At 63.3% G+C, this 20666-nt stretch carries 21 protein-coding genes and 1 pseudogene; 11 read left to right on the top strand and 11 right to left on the bottom strand.

The window, feature by feature from the left end; all coding sequences use genetic code 11:
* Position 1: 1 nt before the first annotated feature.
* The 4 genes from KG722_RS09165 to KG722_RS09180 are packed head-to-tail and all read right to left on the bottom strand — an operon-like array spanning position 2 to position 3997.
* A complete protein-coding gene (locus KG722_RS09165) occupies positions 2–1267 on the bottom strand; it encodes a F390 synthetase-related protein (RefSeq protein ID WP_213271422.1) in 1266 nt (421 codons plus the stop codon).
* Complete coding sequence (locus KG722_RS09170) at positions 1264–2040, bottom strand: MBL fold metallo-hydrolase (protein ID WP_213271423.1); 777 nt, start codon at positions 2038–2040, stop codon at positions 1264–1266. Before KG722_RS09170 ends, KG722_RS09165 begins: the two co-directional genes overlap by 4 nt.
* A complete protein-coding gene (locus KG722_RS09175) occupies positions 2037–3005 on the bottom strand; it encodes an NAD(P)-dependent oxidoreductase (protein ID WP_213271424.1) in 969 nt (322 codons plus the stop codon). Before KG722_RS09175 ends, KG722_RS09170 begins: the two co-directional genes overlap by 4 nt.
* Entirely contained in the window at positions 3002–3997 is a 996-nt protein-coding gene (locus tag KG722_RS09180; RefSeq protein WP_213271425.1) for a 3-oxoacyl-ACP synthase III family protein, read from the bottom strand. Before KG722_RS09180 ends, KG722_RS09175 begins: the two co-directional genes overlap by 4 nt.
* Positions 3998–4499: 502 nt before the next feature.
* On the opposite strand from KG722_RS09180, the gene KG722_RS09185 reads away from it, so the two are divergent.
* The 10 genes and pseudogenes from KG722_RS09185 (at position 4500) to folK (ending at position 14232) form a co-directional block, all read left to right on the top strand.
* Positions 4500–6155 (top strand): glucan biosynthesis protein G, encoded by a 1656-nt coding sequence (locus KG722_RS09185; protein WP_213271426.1) that lies wholly within the window; start codon positions 4500–4502, stop codon positions 6153–6155.
* Complete coding sequence (gene mdoH, locus KG722_RS09190) at positions 6152–8323, top strand: glucans biosynthesis glucosyltransferase MdoH (RefSeq protein WP_213271427.1); 2172 nt, start codon at positions 6152–6154, stop codon at positions 8321–8323. The genes KG722_RS09185 and mdoH overlap by 4 nt, the downstream gene beginning before the upstream one ends.
* A 112-nt stretch (positions 8324–8435) precedes the next feature.
* Positions 8436–8850: pseudogene (locus tag KG722_RS09195) on the top strand (RidA family protein).
* 43 nt (positions 8851–8893) lie between these two features.
* Positions 8894–9646: a TIGR00730 family Rossman fold protein gene (locus KG722_RS09200; RefSeq protein WP_213271428.1), complete on the top strand. Its 753-nt coding sequence runs from the start codon at positions 8894–8896 to the stop codon at positions 9644–9646.
* 158 nt (positions 9647–9804) lie between these two features.
* Positions 9805–11163, top strand: coding sequence for an anthranilate synthase component I family protein (locus KG722_RS09205; protein ID WP_213271429.1), 1359 nt, complete (start codon positions 9805–9807; stop codon positions 11161–11163).
* The gene (locus tag KG722_RS09210) at positions 11160–11744 is read left to right on the top strand and encodes an aminodeoxychorismate/anthranilate synthase component II (protein ID WP_213271430.1); all 585 of its coding nucleotides are present in this window, start codon (positions 11160–11162) and stop codon (positions 11742–11744) included. The genes KG722_RS09205 and KG722_RS09210 overlap by 4 nt, the downstream gene beginning before the upstream one ends.
* A gap of 118 nt (positions 11745–11862) precedes the next feature.
* Positions 11863–12567: an aminotransferase class IV gene (locus tag KG722_RS09215; RefSeq protein WP_213271431.1), complete on the top strand. Its 705-nt coding sequence runs from the start codon at positions 11863–11865 to the stop codon at positions 12565–12567.
* The gene (gene folP, locus KG722_RS09220; protein WP_213271432.1) at positions 12560–13393 is read left to right on the top strand and encodes a dihydropteroate synthase; all 834 of its coding nucleotides are present in this window, start codon (positions 12560–12562) and stop codon (positions 13391–13393) included. The genes KG722_RS09215 and folP overlap by 8 nt, the downstream gene beginning before the upstream one ends.
* Complete coding sequence (folB, locus tag KG722_RS09225) at positions 13383–13748, top strand: dihydroneopterin aldolase (protein ID WP_213271433.1); 366 nt, start codon at positions 13383–13385, stop codon at positions 13746–13748. Before folP ends, folB begins: the two co-directional genes overlap by 11 nt.
* Positions 13741–14232, top strand: coding sequence for a 2-amino-4-hydroxy-6-hydroxymethyldihydropteridine diphosphokinase (gene folK / locus KG722_RS09230; protein WP_213271434.1), 492 nt, complete (start codon positions 13741–13743; stop codon positions 14230–14232). The genes folB and folK overlap by 8 nt, the downstream gene beginning before the upstream one ends.
* 3 nt (positions 14233–14235) lie before the next feature.
* Here the strand turns inward: folK and KG722_RS09235 are convergent, their stop codons facing one another.
* From KG722_RS09235 to KG722_RS09250, 4 genes are read right to left on the bottom strand one after another with little or no spacing between them, the layout of a single operon-like run.
* Complete coding sequence (locus KG722_RS09235; protein WP_300998338.1) at positions 14236–14517, bottom strand: ATP-binding protein; 282 nt, start codon at positions 14515–14517, stop codon at positions 14236–14238.
* 44 nt (positions 14518–14561) lie between these two features.
* Complete coding sequence (locus tag KG722_RS09240; protein WP_213271436.1) at positions 14562–15557, bottom strand: hypothetical protein; 996 nt, start codon at positions 15555–15557, stop codon at positions 14562–14564.
* On the bottom strand, positions 15554–16216 hold the full coding sequence (locus KG722_RS09245) for a response regulator transcription factor (RefSeq protein ID WP_213271437.1): 663 nt from the start codon (positions 16214–16216) through the stop codon (positions 15554–15556). Before KG722_RS09245 ends, KG722_RS09240 begins: the two co-directional genes overlap by 4 nt.
* Positions 16216–16557, bottom strand: coding sequence for a PepSY domain-containing protein (locus tag KG722_RS09250; protein WP_213271438.1), 342 nt, complete (start codon positions 16555–16557; stop codon positions 16216–16218). The genes KG722_RS09245 and KG722_RS09250 overlap by 1 nt, the downstream gene beginning before the upstream one ends.
* Positions 16558–16714: 157 nt before the next feature.
* On the opposite strand from KG722_RS09250, the gene KG722_RS09255 reads away from it, so the two are divergent.
* Positions 16715–17065: a hypothetical protein gene (locus KG722_RS09255; RefSeq protein ID WP_213271439.1), complete on the top strand. Its 351-nt coding sequence runs from the start codon at positions 16715–16717 to the stop codon at positions 17063–17065.
* A 6-nt stretch (positions 17066–17071) separates the two neighbouring features.
* Here KG722_RS09255 and KG722_RS09260 read toward each other — a convergent pair whose 3' ends face one another.
* The 3 genes from KG722_RS09260 to KG722_RS09270 form a co-directional block, all read right to left on the bottom strand.
* Positions 17072–18181, bottom strand: a complete 1110-nt coding sequence (locus tag KG722_RS09260; RefSeq protein ID WP_213271440.1) for a sensor domain-containing diguanylate cyclase — start codon at positions 18179–18181, stop codon at positions 17072–17074.
* 177 nt (positions 18182–18358) lie between these two features.
* Complete coding sequence (locus KG722_RS09265) at positions 18359–19522, bottom strand: histidinol-phosphate transaminase (RefSeq protein WP_300998339.1); 1164 nt, start codon at positions 19520–19522, stop codon at positions 18359–18361.
* Positions 19512–20456 carry a TSUP family transporter gene (locus KG722_RS09270; protein WP_213271441.1) on the bottom strand — a complete coding sequence of 315 codons (945 nt, stop codon included), beginning with the start codon at positions 20454–20456 and terminating at the stop codon, positions 19512–19514. The genes KG722_RS09265 and KG722_RS09270 overlap by 11 nt, the downstream gene beginning before the upstream one ends.
* Positions 20457–20666: the final 210 nt, after the last annotated feature.

A 20666-nucleotide genomic window follows, 5' to 3' on the forward strand; every position in this document is an offset into this window, starting at 1 on the left:
CTCATGGCATCTCGACCCGCACGCGGCGCAGCTTCCGCTCCGAGGGCGGCGCGAGCGGGACGGCCAACGCAGTGATCTCCGGCGATGCCCCGCATGTCTTGAAGAGGGCTGCCAGGCTGGCCGCCGCGGCGGGCAGGCAGCCGGCCTCTTCTGACCGCAATTCAAGGCGCACTGCGTTGCGCCCGGTCTGGATGACGCGGAAATCCGTGATGCCCTTATCCGCGCGCAGCACGGCATTGCGGATGACATCCGGTGTAATGCGAACGCGCTGACCGGGGCTCGACAGAGTGAAAATGTCGTCGCAGCGGCCATGAACCTGCTTTACGGACCGGTGAGGGCGCCCGCACGGGCAGGTGGCGTCCGATAGTTCCAGAACATCATTCATCCGGTAGCGGACCATCACCTGCGTCTCCCGGGAGAAGTCCGTGATCAGGGGCGTGACGAGGGTGGGGCTGCCTTCAATTGGAAGAAACTCGAAAGCAAGCTGATCCTCCAGAAGATGCAGCGTGCCGTGCGGGCAGGCGATGGCGAACAGGCCTTCGGTCGCCATGTAGATCTCGCGCACCTTGTTGCCGAAGCGGGCCTCGATGATACGCCGGTCTTCTCCGTCCAGAACTTCCGCGCCCGAGAAGATGCGCTGCGGGGCAGCCGCCGTGTTGGTTTCAGAAAGCGCACGAAGGAATTTTGGCGGCGCAACAATGACAGTCGGCTTAAACTCCCCAAGCGGCGCAAACTGCGCCTCGATTCCCTGGCCAAGATCAAAGAAGCGCAATTGGAGTCGCCCGCTCTCGTTGGCCGCGTCATAGAGGCGGCTGTTGGCGGGCAGGACGATGGCCACCCTGTGGCGGCGTAAGAGGAAATCCGGCAAGGCGCGCGCCAGGATCGTACCGAGCCAGCGATAGCGTTCACGCTCGGAAACGATGTAGAGCCCTTGATTGCCGGAGGTGCCCGTGCTGGCGCCAATGGCGTAGCCTTCAGGCGCGGTGCCCGCTTCCAGATGTGCCCAGCCCTGCGCGGCCGTAAGGTCAAGCCGGTTATAGCGGGCAAAATCCGCCATCAGGGCGGCCTTGTTCATGACTGGCCAGTCGCTGAGCGCAAGGCCGCTGTAGCCAGCAAAGGCAGGCACCCGCGCCGCCTTGCCGTCCAGAAAGCGCTTCAGACGCCGCTGCTGCGCGGCAAGCAGGTGATGCCGCGTGCGGGACGCCTGTTCCCGGCGGAGGGCTTGAGCATACGCAGCAAGCGTGAAGAAGGCCGCATTCAGTTTCATGCTGGTGTCTCGGGATCATGGCAGAGCACCAGCCGCCCGCCGAGTTCCACAAAGCTCCGGATACGGAGGGCAGTTTGCGCAGCGGCGGCGGGGTTATCCAGAACGAGCCGGGCCGGATAGCCGGGCGAGCGGTCCTCCAGAATGGCGCGCGAGAGCCAGTCCGCATCTGCGGCATATAGAATCGGCGTCACAGGGCGATTGAACAGGAAGCCTGTGTGCCCCCGCATATGGCCGGGCAGGGGCACGGCCAGCACGCTGGCATCCCCGAATACATCTGTTGCCTGGCCGAGGCCCATCGGCGCCTCTTCCTTCGGCAGGGCTTCAAGGGGCAACAGCCTTTCGCGAAGGTCACCGGGCAGAAGCTCTTTGAAACAGCCCTTGTGCGTGCGGCCAAGCCAGCTTGTCGTCAGGAAGTGGTCAATTGCGGCGCCGTCGGCGAAGATGCGTGCGTCCGGATAATCCTTCAGGGCGCTGACATGATCTGCATGCAGATGGGAGAGCAGGATGCAGTTGACCCGCGGCTCTGCGGCAGGCAGCGCCTGCGGAGTAAGTTTCGGGTTCAACACTTTGGAATAAAGCCAGAGGGGCAGGCTGCGCGCGCCGGATGTAACGCGGGGCGAATAGCCAGTGTCGATGAGGCAGCGCCCGAAAATCCGGTGGTCAAACCGGCAATAGCGCACCGCAATGCGCACGCCTTTCCAGCTTCCCCCCTTCAGGACAAAGCGTTCGGGCGCGGTCACAAAAGCGCTGTTTGGAAACTCCGGCTGGATCATGAGGTCCTCTCCGCGAACGTTCGGGCGAGTCCCTCGTCAAAGCAAATTCGCGGCTGCCAGCTGAGTTCGCGGTCAATGCGGGAAATGTCGAGTGTTTGGCGGAAAGCAAACAATCCGGCGCTATAGGAGGTAACCAGCGGTTCGGGGCGGCCGGGCAGGGCGGCGCAGACGGCTTCAGCGGCGCGGGCAGCGGCCAGAACGGCCGGCCAGGGCATCTTCCGCCAGCGGATGGTCATGTTCGCTTTTGCCCCGGCCCGTTCGGCCACGCTGCGTATGGGCAGCGCTTGGCCGCCGGATACGTTGTAAATCTGCGACGGGGCGGTCTTTGCGCGAAGGGCCGTGAGGGCGGCATCGGCGACATCGTCAATATAAGTGAGATCAGTTGCCGCCACGCCGCCCCGCATCAGGGGCAGCGGCCGGGTTGTGGCTGCGCGCAAGAGGCGCGGCAGGAGCGCGGTGTCGCCCGGGCCGTAAAGCCCGCGCGGACGCAGGATGATGGGGGAAAGTTCGGGCACCGCCAGCACAAGTTGCTCGCTCGCGGCCTTGGTGGCGGCGTAGGCGTTCGCCGGCTGCGGCAAGGGCATGTCTTCGCCCACTGCCTCCTGATCGGCGAAACGAAAATAGATGCTGGGGGAGGAGATGTGAACAAAGCGGGCCGCCCCGGCCTCGAGCGCCAGCAGCAGCGCGCGGCGGGTGCCGGCGATATTGGCGCGCTCAAACGCGGCGCGCTGTCCCCAGGGGGAAGACAGGGCCGCGCAGTGAATGATGCCGCTCACGCGCATGGACGGCAGGGGATTGTTCGCCTCCAGATCAAGCGCATGGGTCTCCGCGCCCGCTTCCGCCAGCCCCTCCAGCTTCGCGCGGTCCCGCCCAAGCGCGATGACCCGCTCGCCCTCCTTCAGCAAGCGGCGCGCAATTGCGCCTCCCAGAAAGCCCGTGGCGCCGGTGATGATCGTTCCCGTCATGTTTCCAGCGTTGCCCCGCCGATGGAAACGCCGGCCGAAGTGCCGATCAGCATGACCTTGGTGCCGGCTTTGATACGGCCCTCGCGCCGGGCTGTATCGAGCGTCATCGGGATGGACGCGGCGACGAGGTTGCCGGTTTCCGTTACCGTCGAGACCACCCGGTCACGGGCAAAGCCGCATTTGCGGATCATGTGTTCCAGCGCCAGCGGGCTCGCCTGATGGGGAATGACGAGGTCCACCTCGTCCTGCTTCCAGTCTGCCCGCTCCAGCAGCCGGCCGATGAAATCCGGCAACCGGGAGCGTGTCAGCTTGAACAGGGCATGCCCGTCCATCCGGAAGAAGGCATTGGCCTCGAAGGCTTTGCGGCTGGTGTGCAGGTCGTAGCGCGTGCCGCCCGCAGGCAGGGCGCAATAGTCATAGCCCTCTGCCCATGTCTCGATGGCCACATCCTTCAGGTGCAGTCCGCTTCCCTGCGCCGGGCCCAGTACCAGCGCGGCTGCTCCATCACCAAACAGGCCCGCCGTCGCCGGATCATCCGCCCATGGCAGGGCCCGGCTGGCGATCTCACTGGCAACGATCAGCACATGCCGCGCCCGCCCCGCGCCGATATAGAGCGCCGCCACCTCCATTGCCGCCACCGCGCTCAGGCAGGTTGCGTTCACGTCAAACGCCGGTGACGGGCAATCGCTGAGACCCAGCTCACGCTTGATCAGCGTCGCGGTCGACGGGATCGGCTGGCGGCCAACGGCAGAGGCAGACAGGAGGAGATCGACATCCCGCGCCTCAACACCGGCATCGGACAGCGCCAGGCGCGCCGCTGCCACGGCCATGCCCTCCTGCGTTTCCCCCTCCGCCACGACAGGGCGGCAGGCGACACCGCACGCGCCTTCCAGCCATCCGGCCGGCTTGCCCAGGCGCGTATCGATCTCCACCGACGCCAGCGCCCGGCTGCCTGCGCAGGCGCCTGTGCCAAGAAGGGCTGCATTCAACATTGCGGGCCTCGCCGGTTGTTATGTCTATCAATAAGTGAGTAATTACTCACAATTCTTCTCCCCGTCAAGCCGCCCGCTTCCCGCTCTTTATCATATTGAAGAGGCCCGTGCGCTTCCCCTTCCGGCGAAGGTGCATACCTGACTGAAAAGCAGGCGGCGGTGCAGCATTCCTCATCATGACAGACCTGCAACAGCGGCAGGGTGCGCGGGCCACAAATCTGCCTTTGGTTTGCCTCATTCGCATGAAAAACGGGCCCTGTTTGTCCTCCCACCAAACTATGCGTCCCGTATTCTGAACCATCCCGCAAAGGTCCCTGCCGCCCTCCTTCCTGGCGCAGATCGACCAGCAACTATTTGCGGCCGCATCCGTTAGGCAGGGGCAGGGCGATAGAGCGCTGCAACAAAATGGATCGGGGATGCTCCCGGCCGGGTGATTGGATTGGGAGTTTCAGGGTTGAGGCACGTGTCAGGCGTCTCTTTCAGGATAGTGTGCGGCCTCTTGATGGCCGGGCTTCTGGTATCGAGCTGCTCGCCTTCGGCTGACCAAGCGCCGGAGGACCCTGCGCCCGCTGGCGAGACCGCCGATCCCGCGCTCAACCTGGCCCAGGTCGCCGCCGAACCCGCCATGGCCGCAGCGCCAGACGCGGTGGTCGAAACCCTGAGCGCGGAGGAAGCCGCCTCTCTCGCCGCCTCCGAGGAAGATCCCTCCGCCGCGCCTGCACCGCCGGTGACGCCCGATTTCGATTTCGAGGACGTCCGCCGCAAGGCTGAAATCCTCTCCAGTCGCCCATTCCAGACCCCGCCCGGCATCCCGAAAGCGGCCGGCGGGCTCGATTACGATGCCTACCGCCGTATCCAGCTGCGCCAGGACGCAGCCCTCTGGCAGGACAGCTCCGACAAGTTCCGCATCCTTCCAGATACACGCGGATACCTATTCAACCAGGCCATCCGCCTGAACCTTGTCGAAGAGGGCAAGGAAGTGGCCCGGCCTTATTCGCCTGATGATTTCAATTTCTATGACCTGCCACTGGACGATGAAGCCAAACAGCTGCTCGGCTTTGCCGGCTTCCGCGTCGTCACGCCGCTCAACGTCGCTGGCAAATGGGATGAGCTGATCAGCTTCCGCGGCGCCAGCTTCTTCCGCGCGCTCGGCGCAGGCAACCTCTATGGCGCCTCTGCCCGCGGTATCTCCATCGGCACGGCCTCGCCCGAAGGCGAGCAGTTTCCATACTTCCGCGAATTCTGGCTGATGAAGCCCGCGCCGGGCAACGACACGATCCGTATCTACGCCCTGCTCGACGGCGAGAGCATTACCGGCGCCTATGACATCACGGTCACGCCCGGCGTTGAAACAAAGATGCAGGTGACCGCAACGCTCTTCCCGCGCAAGCGGCTCACCACAATGGGCATCTCGCCGCTCACCTCGATGTATTTCTTCTCGCCGCACGACATCTCGAAGTTTCCGAATGACTTCCGCCCGGCGGTCCACGATTCTGAAGGCCTGTCGATCCAGATGTACAATGGCGAGTGGGTCTGGCGGCCGCTGTTCAATCCCAAGGCGCTGCAGGTGTCCGTGCTGGCCGATCGCCCGCCGCTCGGCTTTGGCCTTGTCCAGCGCAAGCGCGGTTTTGACGACTATGCCGATATCGAGGCGGGTTATCACCATCGCCCGACCGTCTGGGTACAGCCCAGGACCGGATGGGGCGAGGGCGAGCTCACGCTCGTCGAAATTCCGACTGCGAACGAATACAATGACAATATCGTTGCCTACTGGAAACCGAAAACAGCCTGGCAGCCCGGCACGGCCTACACGGTCTCCTATGACATGAAATGGAGCCTGCTGACTTCGTCCGTTCCGGATGTGGTGACAGTGGCAAACACCTTCGCCGGCGTCAAACCGGCCTCTACACAGCAGCTGTTCGTTGTCGATTATGACCAGATCCCTGAGGCGCTTCTGGAAGGCGTCGAGGCGAATGTCTCCACCTCTGCCGGCAAGATCCTCAATCCGGTCATCAAGACCAATCCGGAGACCGGAAAGGTCCGGCTCAGCTTCGAGCTCGAAGCGCAGAATGCCGAAGTGGCAGAGCTCCGTGCCCTGCTCACCAAGGGAGGAAAGCCTATCACTGAAACCTGGCTTTACCGTTGGCGGAAGGAATGACCTTGCTGCGCGCACGTCCCACAGAATTCCCAATCGATATGCCCAGCCAGTCTCTGGCCGGACCCGTTCCCGTTTCCGGCGCTCGCCCGAAATCGGGCAACTGGCGCAAGCTCTTCCTGCTTGTCGCGTCCCTGGCCCTCACAGCCTGGGCGACCTACGAGATGCACGAAGTGCTTTCAGTCTCGGGCCTGACCCTGCTGGAATGGGCGCTGCTGGTGATCTTCGCGATCAACATCGTCTGGGTCTGCTATGCCTTCATCAACGCCACGATGGGCTTCTTCTCCGCTGTCGGCTCCCTGATGAAAAAGCCGCGCGCCGATGCCGGACCGGATCTGCGCAACACGCGGACCGTCATTGCCTTCCCGATCTATAACGAGAATGTCGAACATATCTTCGGCACGGTGCTCGCCACCGCGCAGATGATGTCGGGCGCGCCGGGTCGGTTTGACTGTTTCATCCTCAGCGACACGACCGATCCTGAAGTGGCCCTTGCCGAGGAAGCCGCCTTCGAGCGCATCCGCCAGCAATCGCCGACAGACGTGCGCATCTGGTATCGCCGTCGCACGATAAACCACCATCGCAAGTCCGGTAACATCCGGGACTTTGTCACCCGCTGGGGCGGCCGTTACGATTACATGATCGTCTACGACGCGGACTCCTACATGGAGCGCGACACACTGATCGAGCTTGTCCGCCAGATGGAAGAAGCCCCGCGCACCGGCCTCATCCAGACCATCCCGCAGCTGGTCGGCGGGGAGAGCCTGTTTGCCCGCATACAGCAATTTGCCGCCGCCCTGTACGGTCCCGTGCTCGGCCACGGCATTGCCTGGTGGGCGCAGAAGGAAGGAAACTTCTGGGGCCACAACGCGATCATCCGTGTGCAGGCGATGGCATCTGCCGCCGGCTTACCGGAGCTTCCGGGCCGCGCGCCCTTTGGCGGACATATCCTCAGCCATGACTTCGTGGAGGCTGCCCTGCTGCGCCGCGCGGGCTGGAATGTCGAGATCAAACCGGCGCTGAGCGGTTCCTATGAGCAAGGGCCGCCCACCATCATCGACCTCGTCATCCGGGACCGCCGCTGGTGCCAGGGCAACATGCAGCACATGCTGGTGCTTCTGAAGACCCGGGGCCTCGCCTGGACGAGCCGGTTCCACCTCACCACGGGTATCTTCTCCTACCTGTCCTCGCCGCTCTGGCTGATCTTCATCACGGTCGGCATGGCCCTGTCGCTGCAGAACAGCTTCATGCAGCCGTCATATTTTGGCGATGGCTTCTCGCTCTTCCCGACCTGGCCGGTCATCGACTCCGTGCGCGCGCTCAATCTCTTCGTGGTGACGATGGTCATCCTCTTCGCACCCAAGATTTACGGCCTCATCTATGGCCTGATCAGCCCGCTCTGGCGCAACCAGGTCGGCGCCTTCCGTACATGCCTCGGCGTCCTCACAGAGACCTTCCTCTCTGTCCTCATCGCCCCGATCATGATGGTCACCCAGACCAGCGCGGTCATCAGCGTACTGACGGGCCGCGATTCCGGCTGGTCGCCCCAGAAGCGCACCCAGGATGGCTATTCCCTGATGGCAACCCTGCGCCACAGCGCGCCGGCAATGACGCTCGGCGTCGTGCTTTCGGTCTCGGCGATGATCATCTCGCCGGTCTATGCCGCCTGGCTTGCCCCGGCGACCATCGGCCTGATCCTTTCGGTGCCGCTCTCCTACTGGACCGCAAAGCGCTCGGCCGGACAGGCGCTCCGCAAGATGGGCGCGCTCGTGTCTCCGGCAGAGGTCTCTGTGCCCGCCTCCTTCGCGGCCGCGCAGGAAGCCCAGCACGTATTCCGCGATCTGCGACCGGTCGATCTCTACACCCTGCTGCTCGACCAGGTGAAACAGCAGCGCCGCTGCGCCCTGGTGGACACCCACTGGTCGCTCGGCCGGCATGAGGTTCACGCTCCGCTGGCCATCGCCCGCGCGCGCACGGAGACAACAGAGTCGGCGGCCGAATACGTCGCCGCGCTCAGCAAGGGCGAGAAGATTGCGCTTCTCAACTCCTGCCGCGACCTGGCTTCGGTCAGTTCGGTCTTCTCCGCCTCGGGCCGCCCGCTGGCCAGAAGCGTGATGAATGGCGGCCACATGTTGCCCGCAGGGGCTGACTGCGACCGCTCGGCCTCCTGAGGCGAGATGAACTCTCCTGGCCAACAGGCCTGCATGACAGGGCGCCGGTTCCAGGTCGTTCCTGGCAGCCGGTGGGCCAATCAAGGTCGCATTTGCGGCGACCGGTCCCTGGATGCAGCTGACCCAAGCTGCCTCAAGGGCGCGCGCTCTTGAAAGGACAGACACATGCTCCGAAACGAACCTGTTATTTCCCAAGGATCGGCATGATCTTTTCGAGCAGCACGGATACTCTGCGGCGATCAGGTCTGGCGACCTGTTGTTTGTATCCGGGCAGGTCGGCAGCCGCCCTGACGGAACACCGGAACCTGATTTCCCCAGACAGGATCAGCTGGCCTTCGATAATCTGATCGCGGTGCTTGAAGCAGCAGGCTGCGGGCTCGGCGATATCGTCGATGTCACCACGTTTCACACCGATCCGGAGGCGCAGTTGGGCGCCGCCTTGTCCGAACTGGGCAGCCGTTGGCGTAACCTGGCTTTCCGGGTTTAACTTTGAGATCAAGGGCATTGCCCGCTGTCCTGCAAAGTAGAATGCAGTATGAGAGTATCCTTCTGACGAAGAGGGAGGCTCTCATGGGCGCAGACGATCTGGCCGGGCATCCGGTCTACCAACTGGCCGCACTCGATCAGGAGTTCATCCTGGGCGACTCGATGCGCGGCGCCCGGTTCATGATGGAATATGCCAAGGCCGAGGAATACCTTCGCCGGGAGCGCGTGCGCACCACCATCGTCGCCTTTGGCAGCGCCCGCATCAGAGAAGATGGCGGGGAGTGGCAATCGCGCATCTACACCGCCGCGCGCACCTTCGGCCGCATCGCGTCCGAGCGCGGCGGCGCCCTTTGCGAAGAGGGGGAATGGCGCGACCATGTGATTGCCACGGGCGGCGGCCCCGGCGTGATGGAAGCAGCCAATCGCGGCGCGCGGGACGCGGGCGCCGTCACCATCGGCTTCAATATTCAGCTGCCCCACGAGCAGGCGCCCAACCCCTACATAACCTCCCAGCTGAGCTTTCAGTTCCACTACTTCGCCATGCGCAAGATGCACCTCGCCATGCGCGCCCGCGCCCTGGTGATCTTCCCCGGCGGGTTTGGAACCATGGACGAGCTGTTTGAGCTCCTCACCCTCAGCCAGACCGGCAAGGGGCATCACATGCCGGTCGTCCTCTTTGACCGGGCCTTCTGGACCCGCGTCGTCAATTTTGAGGCCTTCGCCGAAACCGGGATGATCAGCCCGGAGGATCTGAACCTCTTCCGGTTTGCGGACGACCCCGAAGAGGCCTGGCAATGCCTCCTCGATCTCGGCCTGGAGCTGCCCGAAAAGACCTGACTTTTCTGTCCGGACGTGTCCCGATTTGGCCGGAAGTGGCCCCTTTTTGACCGCGTATGGACGCGTGTCCTGAAAATGTCCTTTATTTACTGTGATTTGGCGCCGCTGCGGCCCTCCAGCGCCTTCCCGCAATACCAGCCTCAGGCTAGAGAAATTCCATGCTGGCTGAAGCCCTGTCCTCCTTCGATCCTGCTGCCGCCGCGCTGGCCCTGCGGGGGGAGGACGGCTTTCTCTGGCTCGACAGCGCTGCCCCTGGTCACCCCGGTTCGCGCTACTCCTATATCTGCCTCTGGCCCGTTGACCGGCTGGCTCTCACCCCCGGCCCTGACTCTTCTGCCCGGCTGCGCCAATGGCTGGGGCAGTTTCAGGCCGAGATCATTGCCGGCGGCGCGCCGTTTCAGGGCGGGGCGGCCGGCTACCTGTCCTACGATTTTGCGCCCGCCTTCCTTGGCCGCTTCGCGTCCCGTCATCCGCCGGTTGCCACGCCGGCGCTGGAGTTTGGCGCCTACGACACCGTGATTGCCTTCGATCATGCGGCCCGGATGGCGACGGCCTATTCGGCGGGGTTGAGACCGGGCGATACTGCGCCTGACCAGATGCTCGCGAAGGAGAAGATCAGGCGGCTGAAAACGAAACTGGCAGAGCCAGGCCCGGCTCTGCTGCCAGCGCAAAAACCGGATTGGACGGGGCTGGTCCAGGAGGCGGGTTACAAGGCATCCGTTTGCCGCGTTCGCGATTTTATCCGGGACGGCGACATCTATCAGGCCAACATCGCCGGCCTGTGGACCGCCCCGCCGCTCTCCCGGGACGAAGCCTTCGCGCACTACCTCTCCGGCCGGGCGCGCTCCCCGGCGCCGTTTTCCGCCTTCGCGGTTTTCGAGGGGCGCACAATTGCAAGTTTTTCGCCCGAACGCCTCATCAGCGCCGACCGGGCAGGACGGGTGAAGGCCGAGCCCATCAAGGGCACCATCCGGCGCGAGGCGGACGAGGCACGCGACGCTGCCGCTCGCGCGGCCTTGCTCGCGTCCGAAAAGGACAGGGCCGAAAACGTGATGATCGTGGACCTTCTGCGGAACGACATTTCGCGGGTCGCTACTTCCTCCTCGGTGACGGTCACCTCGCTTTGCCGTCTGGAGACCTTCGCCAATCTCCACCACCTCGTCTCGACGGTGGAAGGGCAGCTCGCGCCGGGGCAGGGCGCTGCAGATCTGCTGGCAGCGGTCTTTCCCGGCGGGTCGATCACCGGAGCGCCGAAGTTGCGCGCGATGGAAATCATAGACGAGTTGGAGCCTGCCGCACGCGGCGTATTCTGCGGGTCGGTGGGTTGGATCGGTCATGACGGCGCAATGGATTTTTCGATCCTGATCCGGACGCTGGAATGCCTTCCCGAGGCAACCCGCCTCTGGGCCGGGGCAGGCATCACCTTGCTTTCTGATCCGGAGGCGGAGTATGCCGAAATCCGCCTGAAAGCCGATCGTGTCATGAGTGAAGCGGTCGTTCCCGAGGCTGCATCATGATCCTTATGCTGAACAACCGGGACAGTTTCGTTTTCAATCTCGCCCGCTATTTCACCGAGCTTGGATGCGACATTCAGGTGATCGATAGTGACCGGATCACTGTCGCCGAAATAGACCAGATGGCGCCTGACGCGCTGGTGATCTCGCCCGGCCCCTGCACGCCTGCAGAGGCCGGGGTCTCGATCAAGGCAATTGAAACGCTCGGCGCCCGTCTCCCGATCCTGGGCGTGTGCCTCGGTCATCAGGCAATTGCGGCGGCCCATGGCTGGCCCGTAACCCGCGCTGGATCACCCACCCACGGCCGGGCAGCGCGCATTACGCATACCGGCCTTCGCCTGTTTGATGGCTTGCCCGGAACATTCGATGTCGGCCTCTATAACTCGCTCATCGCTGTGCCCGGAGAAGCGCGCGGGGGGCTCGAGATCGATGCTGTCTCTCCTTCGGGTGAGATCATGGCCCTGTCCCATCGCTACAAGCCGGTCTACGGCATTCAGTTTCACCCGGAGTCGATCCTCACGGAGCATGGGCCGGATCTTCTTCAGAACTTCCTCAACATTGCCCACGCCTGGAGGCACAGATGATCCGGCTCCATCAACCCGCCTCGTCAGCTGAAAACACGGAGATTTTCGATCTGACCGATCGCGGCCTGCTGCTCGCTGACGGGGTGTTTGATACCTCTCGCATTGTAGGGGGCGGATTATGCAGAAACGCGCGCATCTCATGCGGCTTGTGGCGGATGCGGCGGCGCTGGGGATTGGAGCGCGCTTTCCTGAGCTGGAGTCCCTCGCCGAAGAGGTGGTTCCCGAAGGCACAAATGGCGCCTTGCGTCTTACCGTCACGCGCGGCCCTGGCGCGCGCGGGCTCGCAGGCAACGGCAGCGGGCGCCCGACAGTTCTCGCGCGCTTCACGCCGATGGAGCTGCCGTTTCCGATGCAGCCCGTGCGCCTCGGCATCAGCACCATTCGCCGCAATCCCACATCTCCCTCCGCGTGTCACAAGACCCTGTCCTATACGGACAATGTCATGGCCCTGCGTGAGGCGGTCGCTGCAGGCTATGACGACGCGCTGCTCCTCTCGCCTGAGGGCCGGGTCGCCTGTGCTTCGGCGGCCAATGTGTTTGCGCTGTTTGGAAACCTCTTGGTGACGCCGCCGCTTTCCGAAGGCGTGCTGCCTGGCGTGGTGCGTGGCTGGCTTCTCGCTGCGGCGAGAGAGGCGGGACTTGAGACCGCGCAGGAAAGCATGACACCGGAACGCCTGGCTGAGGCAGACAGCCTCTTCCTGACTAACAGCCTGCGCATCTTCCAGCCCGTCAGGGAATTTGCAGGTCAGACCTTTGATACCGAGCTGCCTGCTGCCTTGATCGGGCTGGGAAAGACCCTGCTGCAGGGAGGTTTTGATGATTGATACAGGGCGGCGGGATGAGGTGCTCTCCCGCGTCCGGGCGGAGCCCGTCATCATGGGCATCCTCAATGTGACGCCGGACAGTTTCTCCGATGGCGGACGCCATACCACGCTGGAGACGGCTGAGGCGCAGGCCATGCGCATGGTGGCTGACGGCGCGGGCATCATTGACATTGGCGGGGAGTCCACACGCCCCGGCGCGGCGCCGGTATCGGTGGCAGAGGAGCTTACCCGCGTCCTTCCCGTGATCCGGCATCTGGTCAGGCGGATCAGCGCGCCGATCTCCATCGACACGGTGAAAGCCTCCGTCGCCCGCGCGGCGGTCGAGGCGGGGGCGGTCATCATCAATGATGTGACCGGCATGACCGGCGACCCCGATATGGCCGCAGCCGTCGGCGAGACAGGCGCGGCCATCGTGATCACCTACCATCGCGGGCAGGTGGCCCAGGCGGTCGATGCCATCGCCGACATGTGCGCCTTCTTTGACCGCGCCTTCGAGACGGCGGCCCGCACGGGCATTCAGAAAGATCGCATCTGGCTCGATCCTGGAGTCGGCTTTGCGAAGACGCCGCAGCAGAATCTGGAGGTCATCGCCGGGTTGGGCGCGCTGGCCGCGTATGGCTGCCCTGTCCTGGTGGGGCTTTCCCGCAAGAGCTTTATCGGCCATGTCACCGGCCGGGCCGTAGATGATCGCCTTGCTGGCACGCTGACCGCTCATCTGATGGCGCTGCAGCGCGGTGCTCGCGTCCTGCGGGTGCATGATGTAGCTGGGCACACTGATATGCTGCGCCTGTATCAGGCGATCGAAGGGGCAGGGCATGAAAACTGAGATTATCATCCGCAATCTCCGCATCCACGGCTATCACGGCCTGAAGGAAGCAGAGAAAGCCCTCGGCCAGATATTCGAGGTGGACATCACCTGCGACATGCACACCGACAAGCCGCCGCGCGATGTCATGGAAGATACCGTCTGCTACGGCGAAATCTGCGATCTGGTGGTCGGCGTTTCCGAAAACGAAGTGTTCAACCTGATTGAAACACTGGCCGAGCGGATCGCTTCGGCGATTTTTGCAGCCTTCCCGCCGATCCAGAAGATCCGCGTTGAAATCCGCAAGCCTCGCGCGCCCATTCGCCATATTGTCAACCATGTCGGTATCGCCATCGAGCGGGAACGCCATGGCTGAAGCGGCGCTCGGTCTCGGCTCCAATCTGGGGGATCGTGAGGCGCATCTCTCCGGCGCGGTGCGCGCGCTGGAGAAGTGGGAGGGCGTGCGTGTAACCGCGCTGTCTTCGCTCTGGGAAACGCCGCCCTGGGGCGTTGAGGAGCAGCCGCATTTCCTTAATGCGTGCGTTCTGATCGAGACGACACTATCGCCCATCGAGGTCCTCGATGCCTGTCTCGCCATTGAGCGGGATCATGGCCGGGAACGCAGCCTTCGCTGGGGACCGCGTACGCTGGACATGGATGTTCTGTACTATGACGATGTTGTAATGGCGGATGAGCGCCTGATCCTGCCACATCCGCGCATGTTTCTGCGCAGCTTCGTGCTGGCCCCGCTGGCGCAGATCGCGCCGGACAAGATGATCGGCGGCGCAACGACCCAGGAAAATCTCGTGCTGGTGGGCCTGGAAGCCGGCATGAAACGGCTAGGCCCGCTCAAGGGCTAGGCGTTACCAGCTCAGGCTCGCCTTGAGCCCGCCCAGTTCGGAGGCGCCAAGTTCCAGCCGTCCGTCTGTTGCCTCTGCCAGGTCGTTGGCAATCGAGAGGCCCAGCCCATGCCCGCCCGGACGCTCGTCTGCGCGCTGCCCCCGCAGGATGACTTGTTCGCGGTCGGCCGTGCCAAGGCCTGGTCCGTCATCCTCGATCAGCAACGCGCGGGCACGTGCCGTCACCCGCACGCGGGTCCCGGCATAGCGGGCGGCGTTCTCCATCAGGGGGCCAGCCATTTCCATCAACTGGTCAGCGGAGACGGGCAGCGCTGCGCCAGAAGGGCAGTCTATCTCGAACTGCAGCCGCCCCCTCGCTCTGTGCGCGAGAGAACCGCTACCAACCGCTCGATCAGCGGTCCGGGCGCTGTCGGGCCGCGATCGAGGCTGGCGGCGGTGCGGGCACGCGCCAGTTCCCGGTCAACGGCGTCAGACGCCGCGCGGATCGATTGCTCGAGGCCATCGGCCATGTCGGCCTGACCCGCGTCGTGCACGCGCCGGGCGATGGCGCGCAGAGCAGAAAGCGGCGTCTTAAGGCCATGGGCGAGATTTGCGGCGCGGTCGCGGGCTGCATGGACGTCCGCTTCGCGGGCGTCGGCGAGTTCATTGATCTGGTCGACCAGCGGGGTGACCTCAGTGGCAAACCGGGCCGCGTCCAGACGCGAGACGGGCGAAGACTTCAACTCGCTGATCGAGGACTGAACAGCGCGCAGGGGCAGGAGGCCGATGGTCACCTGAAACCAGGCTGCGAGGCTCAGCGTGGCCCAGAGCAGTGTCAGGAAGATCGCAAGTTCGCGGGCAAATTCTTCCCTTGCATTGATCAGGCTTGCCCGGTCAGCGGCAATGATCAGCGTCACTGGCGCTGAGATTTCTGTCTCCCGGATGGTGCGGGCCACGCGAACGAGGTCCTGTCCGAACGGGCCAGCGGCGGTGTCCCGGCGCCAGTCCGCGCCGTCCACATCCGGGGGAATGTCGAGCGCATTGTCCCAGAGGGAGCGTGACCGGTGGACACCCCCGGCACGGGAAACCTGCCAGTAGAGGCCACTGGCAGGACGGTCAAAGCGCAGGTCGGTGGGCTGATAGGTCTCGGTGGAAAGCCCGCCGGCCGTGAAGCTGATGGCGCTGACGATGTCGCGGCCGTGGCGGATGAGGTCATCTTCGGAGTTGCGCCGGATGTGGCTGTCAAACAGCAGGACCAGCGTGAACCAGGAGACGAGCAGTGCCGCCGCAATCGCCAGCGCGCCGCCCGCCAGCAGGCGAAGCCGGATGGAGCGCAAGGGCTTCACGCGTCTGCTTCGATGACGTAGCCAAAGCCCCGGCGTGTATTGATGACGCCCGGGCCAAGCTTGCGCCGCAGGCGCGAGACGATGGCTTCGATTGCGTTGGTGTCCCCTGTATCCTCGACACCGTGGAGGTGTTCGGAGAGTTCACCGGCGGAGACCGTGCGGTTCATGTTATGGATAAGGTAGTCGACCAGGCGAAATTCAAGCGGCGTGACGCGGATGGGCTGGCCGGCGAAGGCGATGGTCATCCGGCGGGTGTCGACCCTCAGGTCGCCGGCCTGAAGCACGGGCTGGGCCATGCCCGCGGCGCGGCGGATGAGGGCGCGCAGGCGGACGATCAGCTCAGCCATTTCAAAGGGTTTGGGAAGGTAATCGTCCGCGCCTGATTCGATGCCATCTACCCGCTCCATCCAGCTGCCGCGGGCGGACAGGATGAGGATGGGCGCGGTCATGCCCGCAGCGCGCCAGCGCTTGAGGACAGAGAGGCCGTCCATGCGGGGCAGGCCGAGGTCCAGAATAATGGCGTCATAGGGCTCGGTGTCGCCCTTGAACCAGGCGTCCTCGCCGTCGCGGGCAAGGTCGACCCTGAAGCCGAAATCCTTCAAAGCCGACGAAATATCTTCTGCGATCAAGGCTTGGTCTTCGACCAGAAGCACGCGCATCAGTCATCTTCCTCAATGTCGAGGATGCGGCCGGTACGGGCGTCTATTTCCATTTCCAGCACGATCCCCCGGCGGGTCAGCACGTCCATCTCATAGATGAGATAGCCCTCGTCATCGTCCAGTTCCAGCTTGAGAAGTTCGCCCGGGTAGCGCTGCAGGACAGTGGCGAGGATGACTTCCAGAGGCAGGATTTCCCCGCGTTTGCGAGCGTCCCACACGACTTCCTGATCACGGCGGCCGTCATCGTCCTCGTCAGCATCCCCGTCGGCAAAAGCCGGGCCGGCTGCGGCCAGCAAAAGGCAGCCAATCAGAAGCCGTTTCGGGACATATCGGGACAACATGGGACAGATTGCTCCATTCGGCAGACACTCAGCGTCATATCCTGAACACGCCCTGACAGGAACCTGACAGGCAGGGGCAGTTTCCTGTCAGCCTCCGGCGGGCACATCACAGGTCATGCCGGAGAGAACGGCCGGAGTTTTGCAAAAGGACCAGATCATGAAGACCATTGCCCATCTTACCGGCGCCCTCGTCATCGGGGTGTTTGCAGCCGGGGCGAGTATTGCCCAGACCGAAGAACTGAAGGGGTCATCGACCCAGGAGACCCTCAAGCCGACCCCGGCAAAATATGCCATCGGGCCGCAGCCGAGCTTTGAGGACGTCACCCGGAGCCTGGCAGAGCAGGGGTTTGAGGTGATCGGCTATGAAGCGGGCGAGCGCCGGATCGAGGTCCACGGCCTGACGGCGACGGGACATTGCCTTGAGCTGAAGTTCAATCGGGCAAATGGCAAGGAAGTCCGCCGCGAGCGTGACGATGATTGCCGGCCGGGCGACGGGTTTGACAGCTGACCAAGCTCAGGCAGCGTCGCTTGCCCTTTCCGAAAACGGCAGCGGGATTATGGTCGCAGTTTCGATATCGCCGGGCGGGACAAGTTCCGCCCGGTTGCGCCCGAGGCGTTTGGCGCGGTAGAGCCCCTTGTCAGCGCGGTCTAGCGCGGCATGTATGTCGGCCTCAGCCTGTTCGGGCCGGCTGACTCCAAGGCTGATTGTGACCGAGAACTCGCCTTCGGGGCTGTTGAAGCGCAGCTTCCGGACGGCCTCGCGCAGCCGGTTGGCCAGGGTCAGGGCAGCGTCGACATTCGTTTCCGGCAGGATAAGGCCGAATTCTTCGCCGCCAAGCCGGCCAAGCAGGTCGGCTTCGCGGACGCACTCAGTCACCAGCCTCGACAGCGCGACAATGACTTGATCGCCTGCGGCATGCCCGTGAACATCGTTGACCTTCTTGAAATGGTCGATGTCGAACATCAGCACACTCAACGGGTGGCCGTGACGCTGCGCGCGCTGCACTTCACGCTCGGCAAAGCGGAAGAAGGCGCGGCGATTGAGGGCTTTGGTCATGGGATCGGTGACGGCAAGTTCGTACAGCGCGCAGCGATCTTCCTCGGCGTTGATCAGGTCCTGAACGGCATAACGCCCGGCGCTGTGCACGCAGATATCCTGGCTGAGGATGTCCGCCATACTCTTGAGAATTTCGGTCTGGGCGGGGGCAAGTGAACGCGGCTGGTTGTCGATCAGGCAAAGGGTCCCGAAACGTTTCCCCTCCGGATCGCTCAACGGCGCGCCAGCAAAAAAGACGACGTTCGGCGCGCCCATGACGGCCGGTTCGCGTGCGAAGTAAGGCTCAAGTCGGGCATCTGTTACTGCAAATGCCTCGTCGGACAGGTTGGCATGTGCACAGAACATTTCGAGCGTGTTGAAGTCCAGGGCATTGACCCCGTGCGCTGCGCGGTACCAGTGACGGTAGCGCTCGTTCAGGGTCGCGATCACGATCGGCGCATTCAGAGCAAGGGATGCCGTGCGTGCGATATGGCTGGCATCGTGAACAGATTCGCTTTTGAGAATCCGGTAACGCTGCAACACCTCCGATTTCTGCTGTTCAAAGCGCGGCGGCGGATAGGTTAGCATCAGAAATGTCCCCCCGGACAGTTTGGTTACCGGGGTGTTATGCATTCTGAGCGTTGAATTTGCGCTATCCAGGACCGGTTAAATTTCATCGATCCTGGCTATTCCTGCAGCTTTCCGGCTCGGGATTTCCTAAATTCCGCCGCCCGATTGTTTACCTGTTGCACACCTGCCTTCCGGCTAAGCGTTTAAAAGACGGGGCAGGGCTTTGCAGAAACGGTCGACATCTTCGATCTTCCCCATCGAGACACGGCTCCAGGGTGTGTAGTCCATGTACTGGCCGCGGATCGCGATCTTTTCTGCGGCCATCGCTTTTGCAAGATCATTGGCGGGCAGGCCGCTCCGGAAATAGACGAAGTTGGTCTGGGACTTGAGGTAGGTCAGGCCGAGCGTGTCGAGGGTTGTCGTGACCATTTCGCGGGCTTCCACAATCTTTGACTTCGAATAGCTGACGAAGGCGTGGTCATCATAACAGCCAATGGCAGCGGCAATGGAAGTGCACGGTGTCCAGGACATCAGCGTGTTGCGGATCTTTTCGGCGGTTTCAGCCGACGAGACCGTATAGCCGACACGAATGCCGGCCATGCCGTATATCTTCGAGAAGGTGCGCGTGACGATCACGTCCTTGCCATCCTTGATGAGTGGAATGCAGGTCATTTCCGCTTCGTCATCGACCAGTTCGATATAGGCTTCATCAACCACGACGGTTGTCTTTTCCGCCATCTTTTCCACGGCCGGTCGGATGATCGAGCCTGGCTTGGCGATACCGGTCGGATTGTTGGGATTGCACAGCTGAACCATGCCGGTTTCCGGGGTGATTGCAGCATCGATCCCGGCAAGATCCATGTCCATGTCATCCGTGAGCGGAATACGGACAATGGTAGCCATACCAAGCTTTGCCGCATAAAGGGCGGTGGTATCCCAGAAGAGACGGGGGGCAACAATGGGACCTTTGGGGCCATAGATCAGGGCCAGCGCGCTAAGCGCTTCACCTGACCCTGTCGTGATGACCACCTGCTCTGGCGAGACACCGTGACGGTCTGCGATCAGGCTGGCGAGGCTCTTCACCGCCTCGTCGTTTGTGTAATACGCACCTTTCTCGGCTGATGAGGCGATCATCCTGAGCGCAGAGGGCGCGGGGCCGTAAGGATTTTCATTGCGCGAGAGAAGCGCAAGGCCCGCTGCCGGTCCAAACAGGCTTTTGCCAGCAGGCTCCGGCGGAAAGGCGCCGCGCGTTTCTGCGGCAAGCGCGGACGGGGCTTGTGTTGCGCATCCCGCCAGGCCAATGGCGGCAGCGCCTGCGCCAGCCGAAAAGAGGCTGCGCCGTGTCAGTCTATATCCCATGATCTTCCTCCGATTTCGGGATTGAAATGTCTGTGCTGATCACCATCACCCTTGGAGCGGTGTCAGCGAGAAGCGCGGTGCCGCGCGACGGCGGCGTGAAGGCAGAGACCAGCATGAGGCTGGAGGTGACGAGCAGATAGAGGCCGAGCGCGCGGCGCAGATGGACGCCGTTGAGGCTGTGGGCGAGGGCGACACCCCAAGGCGCGGTGATGACGCTCATCGAGGTGATAGCGAGGGCGGCTATGACATTGACATAACCGAGCGAGCCGAAGGGAAGGCCGGTCTCGCCGAGGCCGCCGAGAATGCTGCCGATTGTTCCGGGTACGGCAATGATCGTACCGAAGCCTGCAGCTGTGGCGACAGCCCGGTGCATGGGCTGGCCACTCAGGGTCATGATGAGGACCGCAGGTGTTCCCCCGCCGATACCGAGTAGCGTGCAATACCCGCCCAGGAAACTGCCGAGGCCGCCGCGCATGAAGCCCTTGGGCATTTCATTCGAGATCGGGCCGCGCTGGGTGAGCACCGGGAACAGGAAGTGCCAGGCCATGATGAAGACACCTACGCCGAAGGTGATCTTCAGCGCATAGCCATCAAGATAGCGCGCGACGAAGAGACCAAGGACCACCCCGATCACGACCCAGGGCGTCCAGCTCCTGAGGATTTCAAAGTCCACCGCGCCGCGCTTGGCATGAGCCTGAACGGAGCGGAGCGAGGTGAAGATGATGGTGGCCAGTGATGTGCCGATGGCGACGTGCATGATCTTGTCGGTATCCGAGGCGTCTGTTCCGGCGCTGAGCAGGGTCAGCACCGAGGCAAGCGCGGGGACGACAACAAAGCCACCCCCTATGCCGAACAAGCCTGCAACAAATCCCGCCAGCGCGCCGGCAGTGAGCATGGCCACAATAAAGACAAGCGTATCCGGCGTCAGCAGCACGGCTGGAACGTGTTGGTGGCAACGCTTTGCATCAGGGTCGGAACCGGCCCTGAATGGCTGGTCAGGGCCGGGCTATTGATGCCAGGTCGCAGCAAGGTTCGGACGATCTGCAGCACATGATCCTCCGTGCGGCTCCTGATGACAGGATCAGTGAGCGCCCTGGTGGCGGGCGTGCAATTGCCATCATCGCGTTGTTTCAAGTTTGTATCG

This window comes from Hyphomonas sp., from assembly GCF_018402285.1.
Lineage (GTDB): Bacteria > Pseudomonadota > Alphaproteobacteria > Caulobacterales > Hyphomonadaceae > Hyphomonas.